The 22,391-nt window shown below is 43.5% G+C and carries 23 protein-coding genes and 1 pseudogene; 15 read left to right on the top strand and 9 right to left on the bottom strand.

Going from position 1 to position 22,391, the window contains the following annotated elements; all coding sequences use genetic code 11:
- Both dnaK and gltS read left to right on the top strand, forming a co-directional pair.
- Nucleotides 1–1,902, top strand: coding sequence for a molecular chaperone DnaK (gene dnaK, locus O9334_RS02260; RefSeq protein ID WP_045362117.1), 1,902 nt, complete (start codon nucleotides 1–3; stop codon nucleotides 1,900–1,902).
- Between the two features lie 138 nt (nucleotides 1,903–2,040).
- On the top strand, nucleotides 2,041–3,249 hold the full coding sequence (gene gltS, locus O9334_RS02255; RefSeq protein ID WP_045362115.1) for a sodium/glutamate symporter: 1,209 nt from the start codon (nucleotides 2,041–2,043) through the stop codon (nucleotides 3,247–3,249).
- Nucleotides 3,250–3,482: 233 nt separating this feature from the next.
- On the opposite strand, the gene O9334_RS02250 is transcribed toward gltS, so the two are convergent.
- The 3 genes from O9334_RS02250 to O9334_RS02240 form a co-directional block, all read right to left on the bottom strand.
- On the bottom strand, nucleotides 3,483–4,445 hold the full coding sequence (locus O9334_RS02250; RefSeq protein ID WP_287999009.1) for a protochlorophyllide reductase: 963 nt from the start codon (nucleotides 4,443–4,445) through the stop codon (nucleotides 3,483–3,485).
- A gap of 788 nt (nucleotides 4,446–5,233) precedes the next feature.
- A complete protein-coding gene (locus O9334_RS02245) occupies nucleotides 5,234–6,235 on the bottom strand; it encodes a CsgG/HfaB family protein (protein WP_045362111.1) in 1,002 nt (333 codons plus the stop codon).
- Between the two features lie 73 nt (nucleotides 6,236–6,308).
- Nucleotides 6,309–7,292 (bottom strand): succinate dehydrogenase/fumarate reductase iron-sulfur subunit, encoded by a 984-nt coding sequence (locus tag O9334_RS02240; protein ID WP_045362108.1) that lies wholly within the window; start codon nucleotides 7,290–7,292, stop codon nucleotides 6,309–6,311.
- Nucleotides 7,293–7,823: 531 nt separating this feature from the next.
- Between O9334_RS02240 and O9334_RS02235 the strand changes: the two genes are divergently transcribed.
- The gene (locus O9334_RS02235) at nucleotides 7,824–8,210 is read left to right on the top strand and encodes an AbrB family transcriptional regulator (protein WP_045362107.1); all 387 of its coding nucleotides are present in this window, start codon (nucleotides 7,824–7,826) and stop codon (nucleotides 8,208–8,210) included.
- Between the two features lie 378 nt (nucleotides 8,211–8,588).
- A complete protein-coding gene (locus tag O9334_RS02230; protein ID WP_287999006.1) occupies nucleotides 8,589–9,383 on the top strand; it encodes a CPBP family intramembrane glutamic endopeptidase in 795 nt (264 codons plus the stop codon).
- On the opposite strand, the gene O9334_RS02225 is transcribed toward O9334_RS02230, so the two are convergent.
- Complete coding sequence (locus tag O9334_RS02225; RefSeq protein ID WP_287999004.1) at nucleotides 9,366–10,172, bottom strand: Tab2/Atab2 family RNA-binding protein; 807 nt, start codon at nucleotides 10,170–10,172, stop codon at nucleotides 9,366–9,368. The two genes, O9334_RS02230 and O9334_RS02225, sit on opposite strands and share 18 nt — an antisense overlap.
- A gap of 149 nt (nucleotides 10,173–10,321) precedes the next feature.
- On the opposite strand from O9334_RS02225, the gene rimM reads away from it, so the two are divergent.
- The 6 genes from rimM (at nucleotide 10,322) to O9334_RS02195 (ending at nucleotide 14,141) form a co-directional block, all read left to right on the top strand.
- Nucleotides 10,322–10,900: a ribosome maturation factor RimM gene (rimM, locus tag O9334_RS02220; RefSeq protein ID WP_287999002.1), complete on the top strand. Its 579-nt coding sequence runs from the start codon at nucleotides 10,322–10,324 to the stop codon at nucleotides 10,898–10,900.
- Between the two features lie 353 nt (nucleotides 10,901–11,253).
- Nucleotides 11,254–12,033: an ABC transporter permease gene (locus O9334_RS02215; RefSeq protein ID WP_045362097.1), complete on the top strand. Its 780-nt coding sequence runs from the start codon at nucleotides 11,254–11,256 to the stop codon at nucleotides 12,031–12,033.
- A 64-nt stretch (nucleotides 12,034–12,097) separates the two neighbouring features.
- Nucleotides 12,098–12,562 (top strand): hypothetical protein, encoded by a 465-nt coding sequence (locus O9334_RS02210; protein ID WP_287999000.1) that lies wholly within the window; start codon nucleotides 12,098–12,100, stop codon nucleotides 12,560–12,562.
- Nucleotides 12,563–12,851: 289 nt separating this feature from the next.
- Nucleotides 12,852–13,094 (top strand): hypothetical protein, encoded by a 243-nt coding sequence (locus O9334_RS02205; protein WP_002775464.1) that lies wholly within the window; start codon nucleotides 12,852–12,854, stop codon nucleotides 13,092–13,094.
- Complete coding sequence (locus tag O9334_RS02200; RefSeq protein ID WP_002801782.1) at nucleotides 13,091–13,558, top strand: type II toxin-antitoxin system VapC family toxin; 468 nt, start codon at nucleotides 13,091–13,093, stop codon at nucleotides 13,556–13,558. Before O9334_RS02205 ends, O9334_RS02200 begins: the two co-directional genes overlap by 4 nt.
- 88 nt (nucleotides 13,559–13,646) lie before the next feature.
- Complete coding sequence (locus O9334_RS02195; protein WP_287998996.1) at nucleotides 13,647–14,141, top strand: hypothetical protein; 495 nt, start codon at nucleotides 13,647–13,649, stop codon at nucleotides 14,139–14,141.
- A 124-nt stretch (nucleotides 14,142–14,265) separates the two neighbouring features.
- Here O9334_RS02195 and cimA read toward each other — a convergent pair whose 3' ends face one another.
- Nucleotides 14,266–15,906 (bottom strand): citramalate synthase, encoded by a 1,641-nt coding sequence (gene cimA, locus O9334_RS02190; protein WP_045362082.1) that lies wholly within the window; start codon nucleotides 15,904–15,906, stop codon nucleotides 14,266–14,268.
- A gap of 62 nt (nucleotides 15,907–15,968) precedes the next feature.
- Between cimA and O9334_RS02185 the strand changes: the two genes are divergently transcribed.
- Nucleotides 15,969–16,358 carry a (2Fe-2S)-binding protein gene (locus tag O9334_RS02185; RefSeq protein WP_242017298.1) on the top strand — a complete coding sequence of 130 codons (390 nt, stop codon included), beginning with the start codon at nucleotides 15,969–15,971 and terminating at the stop codon, nucleotides 16,356–16,358.
- A 53-nt stretch (nucleotides 16,359–16,411) separates the two neighbouring features.
- On the opposite strand, the gene O9334_RS02180 is transcribed toward O9334_RS02185, so the two are convergent.
- Complete coding sequence (locus O9334_RS02180) at nucleotides 16,412–17,164, bottom strand: competence protein CoiA (protein ID WP_190380666.1); 753 nt, start codon at nucleotides 17,162–17,164, stop codon at nucleotides 16,412–16,414.
- 84 nt (nucleotides 17,165–17,248) lie between these two features.
- Here O9334_RS02180 and O9334_RS02175 point away from each other — a divergent pair, with 84 nt between their 5' ends.
- Nucleotides 17,249–17,371, top strand: coding sequence for a hypothetical protein (locus O9334_RS02175; RefSeq protein WP_277874315.1), 123 nt, complete (start codon nucleotides 17,249–17,251; stop codon nucleotides 17,369–17,371).
- A 213-nt stretch (nucleotides 17,372–17,584) separates the two neighbouring features.
- Entirely contained in the window at nucleotides 17,585–18,130 is a 546-nt protein-coding gene (locus O9334_RS02170; protein WP_190380665.1) for a hypothetical protein, read from the top strand.
- On the opposite strand, the gene sds is transcribed toward O9334_RS02170, so the two are convergent.
- The gene (gene sds, locus O9334_RS02165) at nucleotides 18,127–19,098 is read right to left on the bottom strand and encodes a solanesyl diphosphate synthase (protein WP_045362077.1); all 972 of its coding nucleotides are present in this window, start codon (nucleotides 19,096–19,098) and stop codon (nucleotides 18,127–18,129) included. The two genes, O9334_RS02170 and sds, sit on opposite strands and share 4 nt — an antisense overlap.
- Before the next feature lie 323 nt (nucleotides 19,099–19,421).
- Between sds and O9334_RS02160 the strand changes: the two genes are divergently transcribed.
- Nucleotides 19,422–20,117: an HAD family hydrolase gene (locus O9334_RS02160; protein ID WP_045362074.1), complete on the top strand. Its 696-nt coding sequence runs from the start codon at nucleotides 19,422–19,424 to the stop codon at nucleotides 20,115–20,117.
- On the opposite strand, the gene O9334_RS02155 is transcribed toward O9334_RS02160, so the two are convergent.
- Entirely contained in the window at nucleotides 20,114–20,734 is a 621-nt protein-coding gene (locus O9334_RS02155; RefSeq protein ID WP_045362069.1) for a CPP1-like family protein, read from the bottom strand. The two genes, O9334_RS02160 and O9334_RS02155, sit on opposite strands and share 4 nt — an antisense overlap.
- 86 nt (nucleotides 20,735–20,820) lie before the next feature.
- On the bottom strand, nucleotides 20,821–21,882 hold the full coding sequence (locus tag O9334_RS02150; protein ID WP_045362063.1) for a CIA30 family protein: 1,062 nt from the start codon (nucleotides 21,880–21,882) through the stop codon (nucleotides 20,821–20,823).
- Nucleotides 21,883–22,239: 357 nt separating this feature from the next.
- On the opposite strand from O9334_RS02150, the pseudogene O9334_RS23015 reads away from it, so the two are divergent.
- Nucleotides 22,240–22,344 (top strand): annotated as a pseudogene (locus O9334_RS23015) (IS30 family transposase); the annotation flags it as partial.
- Nucleotides 22,345–22,391: the final 47 nt, after the last annotated feature.

Genomic DNA, 22,391 nt, shown 5'->3' with positions numbered 1-22,391 from the left:
ATGGGAAAAGTAGTTGGAATTGACTTAGGGACGACTAACTCCTGCGTCGCGGTTATGGAAGGGGGTAAACCCACCGTTATCGCCAACGCCGAAGGATTTAGAACAACGCCCTCAGTCGTCGCCTACGCCAAAAATGGCGAGCGCCTAGTAGGACAAATCGCCAAACGTCAAGCGGTAATGAACCCGTACAATACTTTTTATTCCGTCAAACGCTTCATCGGCCGGAAATTCAACGAAGTTAGCAAGGAAGCCACAGAAGTATCCTACAAAGCTCTTCAAGACGGCAACGGCAACGTTAAATTAGACTGTCCGGCCCAGGGCAGACAATTCGCCCCCGAAGAAATTTCCGCCCAGGTACTGCGGAAACTGGTGGAAGATGCCAGTAAATACCTCGGCGAAACCGTTACCCAAGCAGTCATCACCGTACCTGCTTATTTTAATGACTCCCAACGTCAAGCCACCAAAGATGCGGGGAGAATTGCCGGGATTGAAGTTCTCCGCATTATCAACGAACCCACCGCCGCCTCTCTTGCCTACGGATTAGAGAGAAAAGCTAACGAAACCATTCTCGTTTTTGACTTGGGTGGGGGAACCTTTGACGTATCGGTTCTGGAAGTGGGTGATGGTGTCTTTGAAGTTCTCGCTACCTCTGGAGATACTCATCTCGGGGGTGATGACTTCGATAAAAAAATCGTTGATTATTTAGCCGAAGAATTCGAAAAATTTGAAGGAATCGATCTCCGTCAAGATAAACAAGCCCTGCAACGTCTCACGGAAGCGGCGGAAAAAGCCAAAATTGAGCTTTCTAGCGTTACCCAAACGGAAATTAACCTGCCCTTCATCACCGCTACCGCCGAAGGACCAAAACACCTAGATACTACCTTAACCAGAGCTAAATTTGAGGAAATTTGTGGCGATTTAATTGATCGCTGTCGGCGTCCCGTAGAAAATGCCGTCCGTGATGCCAAAATCGATAAATCTGCCCTCGATGAAGTGGTTCTCGTCGGTGGTTCAACCCGGATTCCCGCCATTCAAGAATTAGTTAAACAAGTTCTGGGCAAAGAGCCTAACCAAAGCGTTAACCCTGATGAAGTGGTAGCTGTGGGTGCCGCTATTCAAGGTGGTGTTCTTGCCGGTGAAGTCAAAGATATTCTTCTGCTTGATGTTTCTCCTCTGTCTCTGGGTGTGGAAACCCTCGGCGGTGTGATGACGCGGATTATTCCCCGCAATACCACTATCCCCACCAGAAAATCGGAAGTTTTCTCTACGGCAGTAGACTCACAAACTAACGTAGAAATCCACGTCCTGCAAGGGGAACGGGAAATAGCCAGAGATAACAAGAGTTTGGGAACTTTCCGACTCGATGGCATCCCTCCCGCTCCTCGTGGTCTGCCTCAAATCGAAGTGGTTTTCGACATCGATGCTAACGGTATTTTAAATGTCACCGCTAAGGATAAAGGTACAGGAAAAGAACAATCGATCAGCATCACCGGCGCTTCTACCTTGCCGCAAAATGAAGTGGAACGCATGGTAAATGAGGCAGAATCGAACGCCGCGGCTGATAAAGAACGTCGCGAACGCATTGAACGCAAAAATCAAGCTGATTCCCTGGTTTATCAAGCTGAGAAGCAGTTATTCGAGTTAGGCGATAAGGTTCCCCCATTAGAGAAAACGAAAGCCCAAAAGTTGATTAAAGAACTGAAAGAAGCGATCGCTCAAGAGGATGATGGTAAGATCAAAGTAGCCCTACCGGAATTACAACAAGTCCTCTACGAGATCGGTACCCGTATCTATCAGCAAGCAGCCCCTAGCAATCCCACCGGTGGCAATAACAATGGCCCCTCTGGTGGTGCTGGTGGTGGCGATGATGTCATCGATGCGGAATTCTCCGACACTAAATAAAAATTAAGTTCCTAGCTCCGACAAGGACACAAGTTAACTTGTGTCCTTTTTTCATTGCGGCTTTCTTACAGATAAGGCTGTTACTGAAAATTAGGACTAAACTTAAGTAAACCATCTTGGAGAACTAAGATTAAGAAAATGGAAATTTATCAATTTAGCCAACGCCAGACAATTATTATTGCTATTCTAGTCCTCTATCTCGGTAAGTATTTAAGCCAAAATATCAAATTTCTACAAGATTATAACATTCCTGATGCCGTTGCTGGTGGTGTCTTAGCTTCCTTATTTTTCGGTCTATTTTTTGCTGTTTTTAAATGGCAAATCGAATTTACCCTCAATGTTCGGGATGCCCTGTTAATCGTTTTTTTTACTACTATCGGGCTGTCCTCAAAACTAAAAACCCTGCTGCAAGGGGGGAAACCCTTGCTAATTTTATTGATAACCGCGGTGGTTTATCTCATTCTACAAAATTTAGCCGGGTTAGGAGTGGCAAAAGTGATGGGATTGGATTTACGCATCGGTTTGATTGCTGGTTCCGTTTCTTTGAGTGGCGGTCACGGGACTGCCATTGCTTGGGCTTCTATTTTTCGTGATAATTATGGCATCGCCAAAGCATCAGAAATCGGTATAGCCAGTGCTACTTTTGGGCTAGTTTTAGGGGGAATTATTGGCGGACCGGTGGCTAAATGGTTAATTACTAGAAATCGACTGCGAGCCAATAATCAGGACCAAGATTTAACGGTGGGAATTAAACAAAGCCAGAGGAATGTCAATATCGATTACAATACAATGCTCCATTCAATCTTGGTGATTGGTTTAACTATCGGTTTAGGTAATCAGATTAACTACTGGGTAACTCCCCTTGGTTTAAAATTACCGGATTTTGTCACCTGTTTATTGGCAGGAATTATCCTGACTAATACCGTACCTTTGCTATTGAAACGCTTTCCTTGGCCCGCTAATACGCCCTCTTTAGCCTTAATTTCTGATGTTAGTCTCGGTTTATTCCTATCAATGTCCTTGATGAGTTTACAATTATGGACATTGATCGATTTGGCCGGACCGATTGCTATCCTGTTATTAGTGCAGTTCTCACTCAGCATTATTTATACTGTTTTACTGGTCTTTCCCGTAATGGGAAAAAACTATCATGCTTCAGTAGTTTGCGCCGGTTATTTGGGTTTAACTCTAGGGGCAACTCCCACAGCGATCGCAAATATGACAGCAGTAACGGAAAATTTTGGGGCTTCTCCCCAAGCATTTATTATTGTTCCTTTGGTGGGGGCATTTTTTATTGATTTGTCTAATGCTTTTGTCATCCAGCAATTTTTGAATTTTCTGACTTAAAAATTTTTACCGATCAAGTGATCATTGAGGAAAGTTTACTAATCTTGTCCGTCAAGATTGGCAAAAGCTTACAGTAAAATCGGAATAATACCAAATCCGTTTTTAATAATATCATTAACTGCCAATCAAACTTTAAAAACCCAGTTATGGATTGTTTCTTGCTGCTCCGGCGCTCCCCGCTTCCACAAGGACACAAGTTAACTTGTGTCCTTTTTTAGTCTCAAAATCAGAAATTAGGCTAATCCGACTAATTTAGCGCTGTATTCCCACACTTTTGCCCCTCTTTCCTCGTCGCGAGCTTGAGGAGAAACCCTTTGCACAAAGGATTTACCCTCTTTTTTCTGACGGTTGCCCCAACTCCAGTAAGCACCGGATTGACGGTATTCGGGGTCAGCCACCACCATAGCGACTCTTTCCCCGGCTAATTCTTGGGAAACATAGCCACCGGTGATATTTTTCTGGAACCAGGGGAAAAACTGCTGGAAAAAGGGGTAATGGTTGCGGAAAAGGGGTGTATCGGCCACACAACCCGGATAGAGGGAAGTAAAAGTGATTCCGGTCGATTGGTGATAGCGTTTGTGCAGTTCCCGCATGGTGAGAACATTACACACCTTACTATCTTTGTAGGCCTTGACCGATTCAAATTTTTTGCCGTCGGCCATAGTAATCGGGGTTTTGAAACCCTTGGCAAACCCCTCCAAATCGCCCAAATCGGGACGAGGAGGAATTTTCCCGCCTAATTCATCGGGATTATGGGTGACAGTGCCGAGAATGACTAAACGGCGGTCGGGAGAAGGGGAATTTTTTAGATCTTCCAAGAGCAAATTCGAGAGCAGGAAATGACCTAAATGATTGGTGGCCATGCTCAATTCATAACCGTCGGGACTTCTTAAGGGTTCTTTGAGCAAAGGCAGATAGATAGCGGCATTGCAGACTAAAGCGGTTAGAGAGCGGCCCAAGGCCCGGAAATTTTTAACGAAGCGCCGGACGCTATCGAGGGAACCGAGGTCGATAAATTCAATACAGTAGTTATCCCGGGGAATGTTCAATTCCTTGGCAGCCTGTTCCATTTTCGGGATATCCCGACAGGCCATAACCACAAACCAACCTCTTTGAGCAAGGGATTTAGCGGCGTAGAGACCGACTCCAGAAGTTGTCCCAGTAATGATCACCGTGGGTTTTTGATCTTGTACCATTTTTTGATAGTTTTCGTTAATCGCTCTGGTCTAGGGAATATCCAAGGGATTCCGATTATAAATTTTATCTCAAATGTCGGGGTTTCATCCCGTCCCTAAAAGCGACGGGATGAAACCAAGCGCCAATATAAAACAGCACTTCGACACATTTCGACAGGCTCAATGTAAAGGCTCAACGTAAAGGCTCAGTGACACGAAGCACGATTAAAAATAAGCGTCCAGTCTCCTGACAAAATCTCGAATAACTTCTTCTTGTAAGGGTCTTGACCTACTCAGGCCAAATAGCTACCATGTAAGTAGAGCGGATAGGGTAATCAACCGCTTTAAAAACCCATGTAGTCTAACCACTACGCTATCTGCACCTTGACAATTAAAGATATGGGGTTCTACTCAATAGTTCTAGTTTCCCCCTGCTCGTGATGTAAAATCTTTACAGGAAATAGACAAAGCAGTATTTGAAGCTAACGTTTCAATTCAAGCAAACTTTGTACCCCCCCCTTGCCCCCCCCCGACGTCGGGGGGGGCAAGGGGGACTATCGTAGGGCATACGAAAAGTAACGCTTAGGGAGAGAACCACCTCTGGGTTGGATAACGCAAGGCATCTAATTTAAGTGGACTCGTTGAACTAAGAATCCCGAAGCGCTTAGTGCGACGGGAGTGTCAAATAACTTCAAATTTTCGTGAGTGTTCACTTATCAGTAATCAGTTATCAGTTATCAGTGATCAGTTATCAGATTTAAGTTTACCGATCTCCCCACTTCCCCACTTCCCCAATTCATAATTCATAACTAACGAATGGGTTTAGCTAAATCACCGACTTTAAAACCATTACCGGTAATGATGCGACCGACGCTAGATTGACCATCAGCTTCGACAATTTCGAGAGTGCCAATCGGTTGAGTAATCTGACGGATAACCTTACCCGTTTGCGGATCCTTGACCGTTTGAGTCGTCCGTTCGATGGAAATGCGTAAACCGACACGATAACCTTCTCCCGTACCTTTATTGAGAATTACCTGATTTCCCGCCACGGCAGCCACTAAAGCGGTGACAGTCGGGAGCGAGCGAGGTGTAGCGGCGATTTGGTCGGCTTTATCATTGAGATTATCCACCACCCGCGCCACTGCCTTATCGGTGGCAATACTGAGTAATTTCCCTTCGTTGGAGGTTTGGGAACCACCCCCAACTCCTAAAACCACGGTTGAACCATCGGATTGATTGGCAGTACCATCTCCCTGAGCGGTGGTAATAATTTCGGCCGTGGTGGTATTAATTGCCCGGACATTCAACTTGACAAAAGCATCGGTTTCTGTCTTGGCAGTGCTAAAAATAATAAACGAGCCACCGGATTGTTTTTTTTGTAAATCGAATTGGGTAATCGAACCGATAATCACCACATCTACCCCCAAAATTTGCCCGATTTGAGCAGCGGTAGCGGCATCTACCCGTCCCGAAGCCCCGAAATTCTGTTCTCTGAGGACAGCATCAATGCGACTGCGCTCAATGACTGTATAGCGACCACTTTCCACCAATTTATTGACGAGAATATCGCTGACACCACTGGCCCCACCATTGAGAAATGTTAACCACTGGGGATTACTGAGACCGCTATAATCGAAGTCTAAAACCGCTACTCGCACCTTTTCGCTTTTTTGGGCTAAGAGTAAAGGTAAATTGTTAGAGGTAGCTTGGGAGAAAGCCGGTGCGTTGAAGCTAAAACCCAAACTAGAAGCGACTCCCACAAGGGTGATTAGGGCAGAAAAACCACGGATACTATCTTGATCGAACATGATAAGGGGTTCTCCAGTCAAATAGAATATAGCTCATAATACATCTGAAAATTGCTCTAACTATCGAGAGTGATCAAGAGCGAGAATTTTGAATGGCAGTAATTAAACCTCTCACTTCCTCGGTTCCCTCGGAAGCTTCAAAGGAAGTGGGAAATTTACCCTTAGCAATCATCCGCAATCCCAAGGGGGCAATACTTAATAAACCCTGTAAATCGCGCCAATAATTGCCCACCACATAGAGGCCGAATTTGCGTTCATCAACCCATCCCCCTGCTTTGACTAATTCCACTAAAACTTTCCGGTGACGAATGGGACGACTACTATCGTCCGACTTGCGGGCGAGTATTTCCTGTTTAATTTTACTAATCTGATCCATGGGGGCCACTGCCATGGGACAAACCGCATTACAGAAATAGCAACGGGTACAACCCCAAACCCCTGCGGTGCCTTGGTTATAAAGTTCTAGGCGACTTTCCTGATTACCATCGCGGGAATCTGCTAGGGTGCGCTGTGCTTTTGCTAAAGCGTGGGGACCGACAAAATCGGGATTGACTTGCTTGGCGTTACATTCTGAATAACAGGCCCCGCACATAATGCAGTTACCCATCTGATTGAGATTGGCTCTTTCTTCTGGAGTTTGCAGAAATTCTCGTTCGGGAATGGTGCGCGCTTGACTACTAATATAAGGTTCAACCCTTTCTAAATCGTCCCAAAACGGTTGCATATTAACGATTAAATCCCGGATAATCGGTAAATTGCCTAGGGGCGCGATCGTGATTTCAGGAATTTCTCCGGCATCTTTTTGGCTACAATGGTTTAATTCACTGGCGATATTTTGTTGACAAGCCAGGGCCGAACGACCGTTAATTTTCATAGCACAGCTGCCACAAATTGTGTTGCGGCAATTTTTGCGAAAGGCCAAAGTTCCATCAAGTTCCCATTTGATGCGATTAAGGCAGTCGAGAATTGTATTTCCCGCCTCCACCTCTAGGGTAAAATTTTCTAGGTAGGGGGTGTCGTTGGGTCGTTGACGCAGAATTTTAAAATAAACTTCCATACTCGGCACGGGGATGAGGGACTCCTAATACTCAGGATAATCGATGTTAACGGGCCAAGGGGGAGCTAGTAATGGTAATTAATCCTTAAGATTTGCCCTGGTCGGTTGAGCCAAGGGGTGGGTATCTAGGCCTAATGATAGATGGGCAAGTCGCTCGAAAACAGTTTAATCACCCCGGATTTACTGCTCTGGGTCATTACTTTTTTGCCAACTCCAACCACAAGTATAGTTTCTCAATTCCTTGCTAGGTATAGCTTAATCCATTTTATGTCCTTACTTTCTCCTCCTGTTTTCCTCGCACCCGACCAAAAATTGCGAGAGTCTTGACCAAAAATTTCCTCTCCCCCACAAGGTTTACACTTACTACCTAGTCTGGGGTCTTCTTAGCACGATTGTCATCACCGAACCATCAGTTTTAAAAAATTTATTATTCCCCTCTAGACATTTTTGGCAAGATTTTTGGTATGATCAATTTGTCAGTGTAAACTTAATTGACAGTCACTAAAAAATCAAGGGACATTAAAAAGTACCATGAGTGATATCTCTCCTACTCCCCTAACCGGGAAAGCTCTACTTCAAAAAGTCAAAGAGTTATCCCACTTACCCCGTCGCGAAACGGCAAAACGTTGTGGTTACTACTCCCAAAGTAAAGATGGCCAAGTTCGGGTCAATTTAACCGACTTTTACGATGCTGTTTTGGGTGCAAAAGGGGTTCCTCTCGATCCCGACGGCGCTAAAGATGGCCGCGGTCGCGAACCCACTTTCCGGGTTAGTGTCCACAAAAATGGTCAAATCGTCATCGGTTCCACCTATACCGAACAAATGAACTTGCAGCCCGGCGATGAATTTGAAATCAAACTTGGCTACAAGCACATCCACCTCAAACAAATGGAATCAGAAGAACCGGTAGAAGCTTAAATAAGTTACGGAGTAGGGATAGGGATAAAAAAAATCGGCAGTCAAAAGGGCTAGTTTTGACAAGACCGACCAAAAAGACAATATAGATTCTTATCCCTAATTCTAACCCCTGACCGCCTCTTTCATCAACTTGAGGGGTTTTCCATAAGCACCTTTTGTTCTTTTTCGCAACCCCCTAGGGATGGATTTTTGTTGGAGCTAGGCTTTCCCAGAGCAGAGTTCCACAATTATTCTATCCCTAGAGGGTTTGTTGTTTTAGCCATCAGGAGACAGGAGACAGGAGACAGGAGACAGGAGACAGGAGATTATTTTTATTTATTCTTCCCACACCCCACAACCCACACCCCACACCCCCACTTCCTTAGCACCTAATTGACAATGGAAATTGCCGCCTTAATAAAAATTATTATTTTCCTGTTAGCCTGGTTAATTCTCTGGCTGCCCATTGCCATTGGTTTAGGGAGTCGTTTGGGATGGCAACCGCTGCAAGGGACAAAACCTGACCAAAAATTGCCCCTGGTGGCCTCTCTTTACGCCTTGGCTCCCTTAGTTATCTGGGGATTATTCAAGATAGAGGGAAGCATCCTCCATAATTACGGATTAATTTGGTCATTTTCCCTATTTATCTCCCTAACTAAAGGATTAATCCTGGCAGTGGTGGGATTAGGGATAATTTTTTTTCTAGAGGGGATTTTGACATGGGTACATTGGCAGCCCAAAAATCTAACTCGTGCTTTTGCCTTGAGTTTACCCCTGTTGATAGTGGCCCTCTGGGTGGGTATTACCGAGGAATTAATCTTTCGGGGCATCTTTTTGAGCCAATTAAGCCAAGAATACGGTTTTTGGGTGGCGGGAGCCATTTCTAGCCTAATTTTTGCCCTGCTGCACCTGCTTTGGGAACGTCAGCAAACGCTGCCGCAACTACCCGGTTTATTTCTGATGGGGATGGTTCTGGTCTGGGCGCGGGCGATCGATGATGGTAGTTTAGGATTAGCTTGGGGACTTCATAGCGGTTGGGTGTGGGGATTGGCCTTGCTAGACAGTGCCGAATTGATGTCTTACAGCGATTCTGGGTTAGTTTGGGTTAAAGGTATCTATAACCAACCTTTAGCGGGTTTAGCCGGCATTCTTTGCCTCTTGGGGACAGCTTGGGGGTTAAACTTGCTTCAGTAGCCAAAAGCCGGTAAAAGTGCGACCAGAATCATCCGGTTGTATGAGGAGAAAGTGCAAACCTTGGCCTTCCTCTTTGGTTGCTTGATAAACATTGGCTGCCCGGGCCACTTCTTCATCCTCGTAGGTTAGGAAAATCCAGCGTTCATTTAGACCCGATTCCAAGACTAAACCGCCCGATCGCCCCGTTTCTGTGGGAATATGATCGATAAATACCGGGTTAATTTCCTCTAACCAACGAGCGATCGCCAGAGATTTTTTACCACCGGTAATAACCACACCGGGGATCATTAAAGTGGAGGCTAAACCTAATTTTAAAGGAGAAAAGGCCTCTGGTAGGGAAAGAATCGGTATTCTGCGATCGCCAAAAAAGTTAACTAAATCAACGGCGGGAAAGCGAGCAAAACGCCACTCTTGACCTAAAAATTGGCCTGGTAGAGGTTGCGGTGGAGGAGAGTCGATATTTATGGGGATTTGCCGCAATTCTAGCTGTTTTTTCAGGGCATTAACGTGACGGGTTAACTCAATTTTGATCTGTAAATTTTGACCAGCGAGGAGAAATAAATTGGCGCATTGGGGGCGAAAAACTTGGATAATTTCCGGGTATGAGACTTGACAAGCTTGCCGTAACTGTTGGGTTAACCAGTCACTATTAGCTTGGGATTGGGGACAGGAATTTTCATAGATAAGATGACCGAGAGGATCGAAAATTAACAATTGCCAGACTGTCTCAAGAGGGGAAGAAGGAGAAGAAGATGAAGATTTATAAAAATCCGCTTGCCAAATAGTCATAATTCAGTAAAAAGTCACCAGTAAAAAGTCAAAAAATGGTCAGGAGTAGAGGTCAACTAAAAATTTTACCTTACCAAGACTTTTAAAATCTAGGAGCGAGACAAAAAAGGCTATATACTAGGGAAAGCTATAGCAAAAAAGTCGAGACAATGGAAGAAAATTGGCTAGAAATTGGGACAATAGTAGCACCTCAGGGACTGGAGGGAGAATTGCGAGTTTTATCGGTATCAGATTTTCCCGAACGTTTTCAGAAGCGAGGGATAAGGGGAATACAAGGACACCAAGGGGGAGAAATCCGAGAAATTACTCTGCTCAGGGGACGTGAGCTACCGGGCAAAAATGTTTATATTATCAAGTTAGAGGGGGTTGAAAATCGGGAACAAGCCGAAGCTTTGCGCGGATATAAATTATGGGCGAATAAACTAGAAAAACCTCGCCTAAAAGCGGATGAATATCATGTTAGCGAGCTAGTGAACTTAGAGGTTTATCATCACCTGACAGGAGAAAAAATCGGGGTTGTAGTAGATATTTTGTGGGCGGGTAATGACATTTTAGCAGTGCAACTAGAAGCAAATCTCGCCTCTGTCAAGAAACAAAGTCCATCTGCTGACTCAAAAGCCACGGCCCTGGTTCCCTTTGTCAAAGAAATTGTGCCACTGGTGGATCTGAAAGCGGCACGCATCGAGATCTCGCCACCACCGGGGTTATTAGAGATCAATTTATCCTAGACTTATTAGAGTTCTTGCATAATTAATTTTTGAGAGTTAAAAAATGAGAAAAATAGGCATAAAATTGCATAAAATTCTTAAATAGAGCATTTAATTGATTAATGCTCATTCTTAATTCTCCTGACTCCGTTCGGACCTCGGCGTGAGCTTTTGTCGAACGCAAAAGCTCACGGCCGAAGCCTGACGACCGACTCCTAACCCCACCAACAAACTTTTTCAGCAGACCCTACCTAGTTATCGCTACGGACTGCTAACCAACCGCGACAATTTTTGATTTTGAGAGTAGATCTACTTTTGCCCCGGAAATGGATAATCTGAAAAGGAATAGAGAGATATTATTTTGATGAAAGGCTATGGGTATCAGCATCCTGAGAATCTGGGCGATCGCAGCTAATGGTTTTCGCGAGGTTATTCGCGATCGCATTCTTTACTTTATCGGGTTTTTTGCCTTGTTGATGGCCTTCGCTTGGCGTTTATTACCAGAAATTGCGGTGGGAACCCATGAGAAAATCTTTCTTGACTTGGGATTAGCCGCTATCGGACTATTAGGGGTAATTGTCGCGGTTTTTGTGGGTACAGGGCTAATTAATAAGGAAATTGACAAGAAAACTATTTTAGTTTTGATTCCTAAACCCCTGAGTCGGGCCGAATTTATTCTAGGTAAACACTTGGGTTTGTCTGGGGTTTTAGTGGTGATGCTGGGGGTAATGTTGGTGATTTACCTGCTGATGTTGCTGGGGATGAAAGTATCTTTTCAAGCTTTACCCCTGATTGTCTCGGTTTTCTATCTCGGTTTGGAATTAATTCTCATTGCGGCCGTGGCGATCGCTTTTGGGGTATTTACCAGTTCGATTTTAGCCACGCTAATGACTTTTGGGGTCTATCTAATGGGTCACATCAGCAAAGACCTGATCCAATTGGGTATGATCAGCAAAAATGCCAATATCCTCGCCATCACTAAAAATATTTATCTAATTCTCCCAGATTTGGAGAGATTGAATTTTAGAAACGAGGCTGTTTATGGTTTGCTGCCTAGTGCTGATGTCTTAATCGCTAATGCCCTCTACAGTCTCGTTTATACTGGTCTATTATTGGGTATCTCCATCCTCATCTTTTCACGACGACAATTTTAAATGGGGTTGCCGAGTCAAGGAATGAATGTCATCGCCATCGATTAGTTTATAGAGATGATTAGCCATGAAATTAAAGGCACAACTGCATATTTTAAGTCGAGAAGCGGTCAATTACGGACTGGCAACCGTGGTCATGGAAGAAGCGGTTAATCCCGTCCTTGCAGCCTTTGCTAAACAGTTAAAACATTTACAATACTATGTAGTTCAGAATAGCCAGGGTGATTGGTTACTAACCACCTTAGCTCATCGGCAGCAGCCAGAACAGGAAAAAAGGGTGATCTATGCTTTTGCTACGGAAAAAATGGCCATATCTGCCCAAAATACTGCTAATTCACCCCTATCAACGCTCCTGATTCCCGTAACCCATCTTTTATTCCAATTATTTGCCGTAGAAAAAGTAGATAGTATTATTTTTCTGGAAAATGCACACACCGCTCAAACAGGAAAAGAAATCTCCCGGATCCAATTAAAGGCTAATATTGAAAAACAACTACAAAAACTGGGGACAATTCCTGCCAATCTTGCTTAATTAGTTATCCTTAATCAAGGCGAATTAGATGTCATACTAAATCCGTTGATTATAGGCTACATATCAGGAGAGGCAATAGGCACTCTTGCAATAGGCAAAAGGAGAAATAGATAATCAGTCTGTAATAACGAGATTTAGCATTACCACCAGAGACTTTTTAAGCTGGCAACTTGAGTCTAGCCTAATCAGGGAGATTATTTAGAGCCGATCGTATAAACAAGCACCTGAGCCAAACGGCTAGGAGCATATCGGTTACTATAGAGAGTGTCTATTTTCTCAAAACCGACCTATGCTGCGAGAAGATCTTAAGAAAGAATTAGATAAACTAAACGATGATCAACTGAAAAAGATTGCTGATTTCATAGCCGACCTTGAGTTTCAGTCTGGACAAGTCCCATCGTCTGTTCCGCTTTGGCAAAGAGCAACACCATCCCAGAGAGCTAGGGAATTGCGTGAATGGGTGTTACAACTTCCCAAAGATAGTCCGAGTCTAGGAGATGAAGCCTTTAGTCGCGATAGTATTTACGAATGATGACGAGATATTTACTTGACACTAATATTGTTATGCGATTGTGCAATTGTTCCGACCTACAGCATAAGCTGGCAACCAATGCAGTTTCTCGTCTGCTCATGCAATCAGATGAATGTTTCCTTGCGACACAAGTAATAATTGAGTTTTGGGTTGTTGCCACCAGACCAACTGAAGTCAATGGTTTGGGTTGGTCTGTAGAACAAACCAGAAGCATGATAGATCAACTTCTCGCTCGTTTTCCAGTCTTGGCAGAATCTCGGCAGATTTTTACAAATTGGCTGAACTTAGTCACAACTAACAGAGTGATGGGTAAACGCACTCATGATGTTCGTCTCGTTGCGGCTATGCTTGCCAATGAAATTACACATCTGTTGACCTTTAATCCCAGTGATTTTGCGGGTATATCAAGTATTACCATAACTCATCCACAAGATTTGAACCCGTTTGATACTAATGAGCCATAGTGTTGGCGAGCGCCGCATAACTCAATCGTTATCAATAGGGAAAAGTTAATTATCTGCAATTGCCTTTTTTACTCTCACTCACATTACCATGACCGAGCCAACCCGATTAAACTATCATGATACCTATTCTTGTCCCGTCTGTCGCCATGGTAAAATCGCCGCTTTACCCCTAATGGAAGCCTATGCTTGTAACTTTTGTCAACACATTTTTACTGCTAATTTAGAAAGACAGGTTTTAAAAATGGCCGATAGTCAATTACCCTTAACTTGGTATTGGAATGGTAAGTATTGGCAGGGTTTACCGAGAGAAGGAATGGAGATGGCAGGTTTTTACTTAATTATCGGTTTAGGATTTGTGATTTTTCCCACAGCAATTGTGGCTACGGGGGCCTATCTTTTTCCTCCAGTCGAGGGGAGTCCTTTGTCATGGGTGCCTCTATTTTGGTCGATTTTAACCTTTATTTGCCATGCTATTTGTTTACTCTGGTTAATGATCGAATATTATCAGTTTCCCGTTAATATGTATCTGCGGGCCCTAGCTCGTCGTTGGCAAAATTCTGTCGTCACTAGATTATTATCCTAGGAAACATTCAATCCCAGAAAGGGGAGCAGGAAGTGGGGAAGTGGGTTGTGAGGTGTGGGGGGATGGGAAGAATAAATAAAAATAATCTCCTGAATACTGAATACTGATTACTGATTACTGTTCTCTAAATTATCCCCAAAGGACAAAATTGACCCGATAATTCTAGTTTATTGTTTTGCAGCAGATATAAACCGTATTCAATTCCTTCCACCACTGCTTGATAGGAAGCTTCCAAAATATTACTAGACACTCCTACGGTAGTCCATCTTTGTTGACCGTTACTGGACTCGATTAAAACCCTAGTTTTCGCTGCCGTCCCCGAACCACTATCGAGGATTCTCACTTTATAATCGGTCAGGTGAAAGTTAGCAATTTCGGGATAGAATTTGACTAAAGCCTTTCTTAAAGCCCGATCTAAAGCAGCCACCGGCCCGTTACCTTCGGCCACTTCTAATAAATCTTCCTCTTTTACCCGTACTTTAATTGTAGCGATCGCATTACCACTATCCCGGAGCATATCACAATAAACTTGGAATCCTTTTAATTCAAAAAGGTGGCTTCTCTGTCCCAAAGCTTCCCGCATTAATAACTCAAAACTAGCTTCGGCTGCCTCAAATTGATAACCCTCACTTTCCAAGATTTTTAAACGTTCCAGAATTTGCCGACAGGTGGGATCATCTTTATTTAAATCGATGCCAAAACTGCGCGCTTTCGCTAACACATTACTTAATCCCGATTGGTCAGAAATGACGATGCGGCGCTGATTCCCGATCGCTTCTGGATTAATATGTTCGTAGGTAAGGGGATTTTTCGCCACCGCAGAAACGTGAATGCCGCCTTTATGGGCAAAAGCGGAGCGTCCGACGAAGGGAGCATGATCATCCGGGGCTAAATTGACCATTTCGCTGATTTTTCGGCTAGTTCCCGTCAATCGGCCTAATTGATTTTCTTCTAGGCAAGAAAAGCCCATTTTTAACTGAAGATTGGGAATTAAAGTACATAAATTGGCATTGCCGCAGCGTTCCCCATAACCGTTAATTGTGCCTTGAATCATGCGTGCGCCCTCGTTAACTGCCGCTAAGGAGTTAGCCACGGCGGTTCCTGCGTCATTATGGGCATGGATGCCTAATTTAGTCCCATTTTCGTTATCAGGATCGATATCCAATTTCTCCCGCACTTTCTCCACAATCGGGGCGATTTCTTGGGGTAAAGTGCCACCGTTGGTATCACAGAAAACTAACCATTCGGCCCCGGCATCCCTGGCGGTTTTGAGGGTTAAAAGGGCGTATTCGGGGTTATTTTTGTAACCATCAAACCAATGTTCGGCATCATAAATGACTCGTTTTCCCTGACAGCGTAGATACTCGATCGTATCTCCTATCATGGCTAAATTCTCCTCCAGACTGGTTTTTAAGCCCTCTGTGACGTGCAGATGCCAAGATTTGCCGAAAATTGTCACCCAACGGGTTCTAGCGGCGAGAATGGCGGTTAACATCCGATCTTCCCGGGCCTCGATATGGGGGCGACGAGTGGAACAAAAAGCGACTAATTCCGCTTGTTTTAGGGGTTCTTCGTGCAGTTTCCAGAAAAATTGACCGTCTCTTGGGTTTGCGCCCGGCCAACCGCCTTCGATAAAAGGAATACCCATTCTATCTAATTCCCTGGCGATTTTAATTTTATCTTCTAGGGAGAGGGAAATACCTTCTCGCTGGGCCCCATCCCGGAGAGTAGTGTCATAGACCCAAATGCGCTTACCATTGTTCATAGAAATAGTCAATAAGTGTTAATATTAATTAATAACTGTAGCAAGTTAAAATCACGTCCCTAATGCCTAGAATAACAGTTTACGGTCAAACAATCACCTGTGATCGAGGTGCAAATCTCCGTCGCGTATTATTAAAACATGACATTTCTTTGTATAACGGCGGTTCCAAGTTAATCAATTGTCGCGGCATCGGCAGCTGTGGGACCTGTGCGGTGGCAATTGTGGGCGAAGTTTCTGCTATCAATTGGCAGGAAAAAGCGCGTCTTTCTTTACCTCCCCACAGCGGCCAACATCAGGCCAAACTATACGCCGACTGCCTCGAACAACGGTATGGGCAGCGCCCCGTTATTTTCTACAGCAACGGCTATGAAGCTGATAAGATTATCTCGATTGTGCGATCTTTCAATGAGTCCGTTGATGTGGATTATTCCAGACAGGATGCTTCGGCATAAATTCACTAGACCATCACCGCAAAGGCTTGTTTCTCGGTTAATTTATCCATGATTTAATGGCGACCGCGCGAATCTATATAGCGATCGAGTAAAATTTTGGATTTAGGAACATATATATTGCCACTTTTCCAAAATTCTCTAGTTCGAGGTTGAAAATCTTCCAAAAGATTAAGTGTACGATCTTTTTGTGGAGTTTTATATCGTTTTGATTTTTTATGATACCCTCCATACTCCTGATACTCTTCAACCCACAGCATATATTCAGCAAAACGAATTGATTTAATAGAAAGTCCGTGCATCCAATAGTAAACTCTTCCAAAATATAAACTATGAAGCCACTTCTCCCACTGCTTTGGTGCGTATTTCTCATCATTTAAATTTTTATTAAAAAGCGGCAACCAAAGAACGTATATACCGAGTTTCTCATATTTTTGAGTTCTATTAATAATTTGTTCTACGGTCAGAGAACTAACTTGAACTTCAATAGCAATTTTTATATCTAAAAAACAAAAATATATATCCGAAATAACAGAACCTAAATTCTTTTCCAGTTCACACTCTGTAACCTTGGGAGATATTTTTAGTAAATTAAATATATCTTGTTTGCATTTTCTATGCGATTCGGATTCACCTTTTCCATATTCGCAAAGTACAGGAGGTTTATGTGCAAAATGATGAGTTTTTACAAGCCCTTTCCGTAATATAGTTTCACGACCGCATACCGGACACTTGAAAGGTGCTTGATTTTTATCCGCATCTTCTGCACAAACTTTTGAATCATCGTTAACACGAATTGATGTAAGCATAACACTGAACCCGTACTAAAGTCATAAGCTCGCTTCTCTAATTATATGTTTTTCTACAATAAGACCTACAAGTAATGTCATAAATTGAAAAGAATTTTGACTCTCTTGGATATTTGGTATAGAATGTTTGCGGGTGTGGCCAAAGCGAAAATGAGTTACGACGGATTGAGCATTTCTCCTTACGTTTCTAGACTTAGTGCCGTCTAACCCACCCTACAATTTATGATGGTCATTGTCACGACCATAAGACCAGAACAGAGTAAATCTGTTAAGGCAGGTGCGAAACCCCTTTTAGGACAGAAGCAGAAACCCAAATCGTGAGGCTTGGGAATCACCGTCCGTAAACGGACGGTGAGGATGTCAAGAGAAACTTAGAGATAATTGCTAGAATTAATCCTGTGTCTTAGTTGATGATTTTCTATGCAAGAAACAATAATTTTTCGCATTTCACCAATAATTCGGGTAACTTTATTAAGTTTATATGTGGCGTTAACCATCCCTTTACCCTTTTTAGCAAAAGTCACTAATTCCCCCGTTAATCCCAATTTTCTCTGGGTAGGAATTAGCTTAGGATTAATCGCTTTATACGGAGCTTTAAGTGAAAGAGTGATTTTATCAGAAACAGGGATACAAGTTACCTATCCCCAATGGTTTCCTGCTTTTCTTCGCTCTGGTTGGTGGTTAAATTGGACAGATATAAAAGAACTTAAATGTCGCAGTACAGGACAGGGTGGTTTAGTCTATTATTTCCTTGATCGCTCCGCAGAAAAAGCCTATTTATTGCCGATGCGAGTGGTGGGATTTAATCGCATGGTCAAAATAATCGAGGAAAAAACTAACTTGGATATGACCGATATTCGCCCCCTTTCTCAGCCTTGGATGTATGGAATTCTTTTTATTCTCACCCTATTTTTATTATTAGTCGATGCTTGGACTATTGCTACGGCGAGAACTATGATTCCCTAATAAATTCGGCTCAAAACGTAATCCACTAGCTCGATTAACACCTCTTTTGATGGAGAAGAAGCTAAACAGTCAAGGTGTTTTAAGGCACTTTGACCATATTGATTGGCTAACTCTTTTGAGCGAGGAATACCTTGGCTAGAGTGAATAAAGTCAAGAGCTTTTTCGATGTCTCCTTCCTGACTAAATTCCCGTTCGATTAACACTTCTATATAGGGATTTTCCTCCATGGCAAAGAGAGCGGGAGCAGTGATATTACCACTGATCAAATCGGAGCCAGAGGGTTTTCCTAATACTTCCGTGGGGGAGGTAAAATCGAGAATATCATCGACGATTTGAAAAGCTAATCCTAAATCGCGACCATAATTATATAAATGATGATTAACTTCGGCCGATTGCTCGCTTAATACCCCGGCCGCTTTGGCACTGTTGGCAATTAAAGAAGCAGTTTTGTAGTAACTTTTTTCTAGATAAGCTGCCAAGGAGATACTGGTATCAAAGCGATTAATTCCCTGTTGAATTTCCCCTTCAGCAAAATCGCGGATCACTTCTGAGAGCAATTTTACCACTTCTAAATTATCTAAATTAGCTAGATACCAAGAGGATTGAGCGAAAAGAAAATCTCCCGCTAAAACCGCCACGCGATTGTCAAATAAACTGTTAACGGTGGGAACACTGCGGCGCAATTCCGCCTCATCTACCACATCATCATGGACGAGACTGGCAGTGTGGATCATCTCCGTGATTTCCGCTAATCGACGATGACGGGGAGTGATATCCCGGTCTAACATAGTAGCGCGGGAGACTAACAACACGATCGCCGGTCGAACGCGTTTACCACCGGCCTCGAACAAATGTTCTGCTGCCGCCGCTAAAATGGGATGACGAGCGCCGACGAGGTTTTTTAAGTTATCGGTCAAAAGACGGAGATCATCGTCAACGGGTGCGAATAAAGAAGTTGTTGGGATCATTGGTTAGCCAATTGGCGAGATAGTTACGAAAGTTTACATATCCTTACATTTATTTTAAGCTAACCGTCCAGACTAGGGAAGGGGAAGCATCAGTGATCAGTGATCAGTAAACAGTGAGGGGTTGGAGGTTGGGGTTTTGGGGTATTAGTTGAAATTTCCCCATCTCCCCCCACACCCCACACCCCACACCCTACACCCCACACCCTACACCCCACTTCCCACTTCCCACTTCCCTAATCTTTTTCCCGACAAAACCCTTGTAATTGTCAAGACTCTAGGGTAACTTGTATATAAAAATTAATAAAGCGAGAAGTATTAGAACGATGTTGAGACTAATTAGCGACTTTGACGGCCCGATAATGGACGTATCGGAGCGATATTACCAAGTTTATCAATACTGTTTACAGAAAACCGCCTATAAAGGTCAAATTATTGGGGAATTATCGAAAGCGGAATTCTGGCAGTTAAAACGGGATCAGGTTTCTGAGAAGCGTATCGGGGAAATGTCAGGATTAGATGAAGATCAGGCCCGGAAATTTGCCCATCTTCGTCGTCAAACTGTTCATACTTTACCCTATCTTGTCCACGATCGCCCGGTGCTTGGTTCTTTGGAAACTCTCCAGAAAATCCAAGAGTTAAAGATCGATTTAGTCGTGATGACGATGCGGCGGGTATCCGAGCTAGATCATGCCTTTAATCGCTACGATATCGGTCGTTTTTTCGCCGCTAATCGTCGTTATTGTCTAAATAACAATTACACCAAAACCAACGACGTGCGCGACAAAACCCTGCTTATGGCTAAGGCCGCTAAAGAACTGCCAGCGGCTGCCGATACTTGGATGGTGGGGGATACGGAAGCGGATATTGCCGCCGCTAAGAGCCAAAATATTAAGGTTATTGGCGTATTATCGGGGATTCGCAGCCGTTCCCGTTTAGAGAGCTACGAGCCTGATTATATCGTCAATAACCTTGGGGAAGCAGTGGACGTGATCTTAGGCTCCCTACGAGCGATTGGTTAACGGAAAAAACTACTAATCACCCAAAAGATCAGAAAAGTGACGAGCGCATAAATTTGGCGATCGGCGAAAATATTCAAATCAGCCTTGGCCGCTAAACTGACTAATCCCGCTCCCAGAGCGACTCCTAGCACTAAACCAGCGAGAGTGAATAGCAAGGCGCGGCCAAAACGTTTTTCTTTGTGGTTGAAAAAATAGATATTAACGAAAACGCCAAAAGCTAAGAGCAGCGGTAAGAGGGAGCCACTGGGATCGGGAACTAACAGGGTTATTGCTCCTAAACAAGCGTAAATCACTGCTGGTACGCCGATATCCTGTGCAGAAGGTGTATCGATTAAGCTTTGCCACCAGTTAGGAGATTTGCCGCTAGTAACCGGTTTACTTTCCACCGGAATCGTCAGACGTTCGGGAAAACGAATGCGATCGGGAACTTTAATTCTACCCTCCTGTCGCATCCGCAGTCGATCCATGAGGACAGAATCGTAGGCCGCCTCGATCGATTCGACAATTTTGCTATCATTCTGATACTGTTGCACCAGTCTTTGTTTGGCCTCTTGAATTTCTTCAAAAGAGGATTCTTCAGTAACCCCAAGTTGTTCGTAGGGATTCTGTTCACTCATGAACATACCTCCTTAATTATGCTCCCGATAGTCATGATCTTAACCCGATGTTCTGTAGTGTAACTTGAGATGCAAGCTTATATAAATTAATTAAGTTTAGCGAAAATCTGAGCAGAATCGATCGCTTCGTAGGGATAACCACTGGCATCTAAAAGGCTTTTTTCGGCGATTTCTCCTTCCTTAACGATAATTAAGCGGTTTTTGCCACCGTAGGCTTTAATTGTGACAATTTCTAAAGCAAATAACCCCGGAAAGAAACGGGGATTTAAGGCCCCATCGTACTCGAATTTACTCTGCATTAACTGCAAAGCATAGACGCTACTGCTATCAAAGGGTACTGCATCTCTCATCGTTTTGGCGCGCACTACTGGGATTAAATCGCGAAAGGGAATAGAAATCCTTTGCTGGGTGCGATCAAGTGTATCAAAAGAATAACAGTAACCGATGCCGTCCCAACGTCCTTCACAACGCAGAATTAATTTATAGCGTTTTCCGTCCCCTTCTACCTCTAATTCAATCCCCTCGTAGTTAGATAAATTTAGGGGAGGATTCAGGTTTCTGGTACGAACTGAGGCAAAACCGCCGTTATTTTCGGTTCTAACGATACCAGAAAAGAGCGAGCGTCCTCCGGTTAGGGTTATCTGACTCTCACTCACTCCTCCCATTACCACATCATCCACCGCACCCCAGATTTCTTTAATATCACTGCTGGGATTGCTAAAGTCAAAGAGGGTTTTTTCGGCGGTTATACCGGTATTTTTCAGTAAATCGAGTAAATTAGCTAAACTATGGCGGTTATTCTCCCCTTGACAGTAGATAATCTCATCAATCCCCGTGAATAATTGCGGGGTTTGCAGAGCGAATAAATCGACATTTTCGCCGAATACTTGACGAGCATCATCAATATTATCGACTAAAGCGCGAATTTGAGAGTTTTGCTGCTGTAGTTGAGTGATTACCTTTCTACCGATCGCATTTTCCCCACCAATGACTAAAATAGTCTTCATTGCTTGCTCATTTGTTAGCTGAATTTTTTTATCTTCCCCGAAACCGAGCAGCCTTTGCAGACAACTCCAGAGGGGAATACTATCAAAATAGTCTAGAGTTTGCCAAAATCTCTGAAAATCCCAGTTTTTTGACTCAGCCATAACTTTTATCTCCTTACTGCCATTAATTTTTATTGTATCGAGTTAGTTTGGCTGTTTGAGATCAAAAGCTCTCCTGTAAAAATCAAAAAAGGTGAGGAGACTAGGAGACAGGAGGAGAAAAAAGACAAGAGACAACTATCCTATTCATAAAACCTAAGATGATGTCAAATTTATCTGTGCTTTTAGATATTTTGACCCGATAGCGGTTCGAGAACTTACTTTGGCAGCAGGTCTATTAATTCTAACCAAAAATATTTTTACTTTATTCGATTCCATACTATCTAAGTTTTTAAGCTCATTAAAACTACTAATTTTCTCTAATCAGTCTAGGAACCCCAATGGGAGAAAGTGGCAAAAGTTGTCGGGTTAATTAACAATTGTCCCCGAAAATGTCTTGACCATCGAACCCCCTTTGAGGTATTTTATGAAATAGGATCAGATAGTGATGCAATTCAGATTTGAATTGGCTCTAAACTAGGCTACACTCTAGAGGAGAAACGCCTGGACTA

The sequence above is a fragment of the Microcystis sp. LE19-8.1F genome, assembly GCF_027531715.1.
Classification (GTDB): Bacteria; Cyanobacteriota; Cyanobacteriia; order Cyanobacteriales; family Microcystaceae; genus Microcystis; species Microcystis wesenbergii_A.
This window is presented reverse-complemented; position numbering and strand designations above follow the sequence as displayed.

Excerpts from the sequence above, each read along its gene's own strand:
- dnaK (WP_045362117.1), top strand. The coding sequence starts at position 1 with ATGGGAAAAGTAGTTGGAATTGACTTAGGGACGACTAACTCCTGCGTC.
- gltS (WP_045362115.1), top strand. The coding sequence starts at position 2,041 with ATGGAAATTTATCAATTTAGCCAACGCCAGACAATTATTATTGCTATT.
- O9334_RS02250 (WP_287999009.1), bottom strand. The coding sequence starts at position 4,445 with ATGGTACAAGATCAAAAACCCACGGTGATCATTACTGGGACAACTTCT.
- O9334_RS02245 (WP_045362111.1), bottom strand. The coding sequence starts at position 6,235 with ATGTTCGATCAAGATAGTATCCGTGGTTTTTCTGCCCTAATCACCCTT.
- O9334_RS02240 (WP_045362108.1), bottom strand. The coding sequence starts at position 7,292 with ATGGAAGTTTATTTTAAAATTCTGCGTCAACGACCCAACGACACCCCC.
- O9334_RS02235 (WP_045362107.1), top strand. The coding sequence starts at position 7,824 with ATGAGTGATATCTCTCCTACTCCCCTAACCGGGAAAGCTCTACTTCAA.
- O9334_RS02230 (WP_287999006.1), top strand. The coding sequence starts at position 8,589 with ATGGAAATTGCCGCCTTAATAAAAATTATTATTTTCCTGTTAGCCTGG.
- O9334_RS02225 (WP_287999004.1), bottom strand. The coding sequence starts at position 10,172 with ATGACTATTTGGCAAGCGGATTTTTATAAATCTTCATCTTCTTCTCCT.
- rimM (WP_287999002.1), top strand. The coding sequence starts at position 10,322 with ATGGAAGAAAATTGGCTAGAAATTGGGACAATAGTAGCACCTCAGGGA.
- O9334_RS02215 (WP_045362097.1), top strand. The coding sequence starts at position 11,254 with ATGGGTATCAGCATCCTGAGAATCTGGGCGATCGCAGCTAATGGTTTT.
- O9334_RS02210 (WP_287999000.1), top strand. The coding sequence starts at position 12,098 with ATGAAATTAAAGGCACAACTGCATATTTTAAGTCGAGAAGCGGTCAAT.
- O9334_RS02205 (WP_002775464.1), top strand. The coding sequence starts at position 12,852 with ATGCTGCGAGAAGATCTTAAGAAAGAATTAGATAAACTAAACGATGAT.
- O9334_RS02200 (WP_002801782.1), top strand. The coding sequence starts at position 13,091 with ATGATGACGAGATATTTACTTGACACTAATATTGTTATGCGATTGTGC.
- O9334_RS02195 (WP_287998996.1), top strand. The coding sequence starts at position 13,647 with ATGACCGAGCCAACCCGATTAAACTATCATGATACCTATTCTTGTCCC.
- cimA (WP_045362082.1), bottom strand. The coding sequence starts at position 15,906 with ATGAACAATGGTAAGCGCATTTGGGTCTATGACACTACTCTCCGGGAT.
- O9334_RS02185 (WP_242017298.1), top strand. The coding sequence starts at position 15,969 with ATGCCTAGAATAACAGTTTACGGTCAAACAATCACCTGTGATCGAGGT.
- O9334_RS02180 (WP_190380666.1), bottom strand. The coding sequence starts at position 17,164 with ATGCTTACATCAATTCGTGTTAACGATGATTCAAAAGTTTGTGCAGAA.
- O9334_RS02170 (WP_190380665.1), top strand. The coding sequence starts at position 17,585 with ATGCAAGAAACAATAATTTTTCGCATTTCACCAATAATTCGGGTAACT.
- sds (WP_045362077.1), bottom strand. The coding sequence starts at position 19,098 with ATGATCCCAACAACTTCTTTATTCGCACCCGTTGACGATGATCTCCGT.
- O9334_RS02160 (WP_045362074.1), top strand. The coding sequence starts at position 19,422 with ATGTTGAGACTAATTAGCGACTTTGACGGCCCGATAATGGACGTATCG.
- O9334_RS02155 (WP_045362069.1), bottom strand. The coding sequence starts at position 20,734 with ATGAGTGAACAGAATCCCTACGAACAACTTGGGGTTACTGAAGAATCC.
- O9334_RS02150 (WP_045362063.1), bottom strand. The coding sequence starts at position 21,882 with ATGGCTGAGTCAAAAAACTGGGATTTTCAGAGATTTTGGCAAACTCTA.